At 43.9% G+C, this 1,766-nt stretch carries 1 protein-coding gene; it reads left to right on the forward strand.

Annotation, left to right across the window (positions count from 1 at the left end; genetic code table 11):
* Window positions 1-155: 155 nt before the first annotated feature.
* On the forward strand, window positions 156-1,766 hold a 1,611-nt coding region (locus RRG12_RS43855), incomplete at its 3' end, for an EAL domain-containing protein (RefSeq protein ID WP_420763341.1).

A 1,766-nucleotide genomic window follows, 5' to 3' on the forward strand; every position in this document is an offset into this window, starting at 1 on the left:
AATAAATTAGATGCGTTTCCCCTGGTCACCTACTCCGTTAAATTATTCAGTTTACTTAACTCATCAAATCTTCATGTATTTGAAGTGTAGTTTATCTTTTACAGTAAAAATAGCGGGAATAATAGAATAAATCGGATTGAACAAATTAGTTAGCTATGAGCCAAATATGTCCTATCTCCCAAACCTGTGCTTGTCGCAATGTTGCACGTTGCCGGACTAAGGAGGCAGGTAGGCTCTTTCTCTGGTTTCCCGTTCCACATACCCTGAAAAAAGTTACCGACTACCTACAAAAGTTTGCCCTTGAGTATGAACTGATGGACGAGCGGCCAGGTTTGAGTTTGAACTGTAGATCCGGACAGTCTCTAGAAATTGCCCGTAACCTGGCCAAACTACTTGCACCGAGAGAATTAAAAGAGACGCAAGTTCTTTTCATTCAAGGCACTATCCAACCTCAACTCCACGATTTTAGTGACATAGCCTCATTACAACGCTTCATTAAGTTCAATCAATCCGACTGGCTAGTTGAAATGCTAGCAACAGAACGATTCACCAGTTACTTTCAACCAATTGTTTCAATTAACGATACATCGCAGATTTTTGGATATGAATCGCTCTTGCGGGGGCTGGACGAAGAAGGCAATTTAGTCCTACCGGCACCGATTCTGGAGTTAGCCACCGAAGCCGGAATTTTACCACAACTCGACCAAGTTGCTCGCCTCAGCACAATTACTCAATTCAGCCGCTATCAAGTGAGTGGGCATATTTTCATAAATTTTGCACCAACGTCACTTTATGACCCAGTTTTTTGCCTACGTAGTACGGTAGAGGCAATTGATGCTGCTGGCATTTCCCACGAGCGGGTTGTTTTTGAAGTCGTGGAATCAGACAATTCTCAAGATTTAGACCATCTCAAGGCATTGCTCCAATACTACCGGGATGCTGGGTTTTTAGTCGCCCTTGATGACCTGGGTTCTGGCTATTCCAGCCTAAACTTGCTACATCAGTTACGTCCAGACTTTATCAAGCTGGACATAGAGTTAATTCGAGATGTGCATCAAGACCTTTACAAAGCCTCAATTACCGAGAAGCTTCTAGAGATTACTCAAAAGTTAAATATCCAAACTGTTGCTGAAGGAATTGAATGCATTGAGGAACTGAACTGGCTGCGAGAACGAGGTGCAAATTTTGCTCAAGGCTATTTGATTGCTCAACCCAGTGCAGTGCCTATTACTACAACCCCTCGCTTTGATCCCATCGCCTTAACTGTAGCATCGACAAATTGTCAGGTGGTTGAGCAGGTTCAGCACCAAAGTGAGTCCGAGCGAATTGTTGCGGCTGTGACGCAGCGAATTCGACAATCATTAGAGTTAAACGAGATTTTGCAAACCACAGCAGCCGAAGTGCGACAACTATTTAAGGTAGATAGAGTATTGATCTATCAGTTTCAGGAAGACTGGAGTGGTTTGGTCGCTGTAGAATCCTTAGCAGAAGAGTGTATGTCCATTCTGGGATTTCATGTCATGGACACGTGCTTTAAATCTACCCGTGCAGCTTACTATCAACAAGGTAACACCAGAGCGATCGCAGATATTGAAACTGCGGGACTATCGCCGTGTCATATTGACCTCCTGCGAAGTCTGCAAATCCGGGCTAACCTGGTTGTGCCCATTTTACAGCAAGAGCGTTTGTGGGGATTATTGATTGCTCACCAATGCCGTAGCAGCAGACAATGGCAGCAATCGGAGATTAACTTGTTTAACCAGTTA

This window comes from Nostoc sp. CALU 546 (assembly GCF_048836525.1).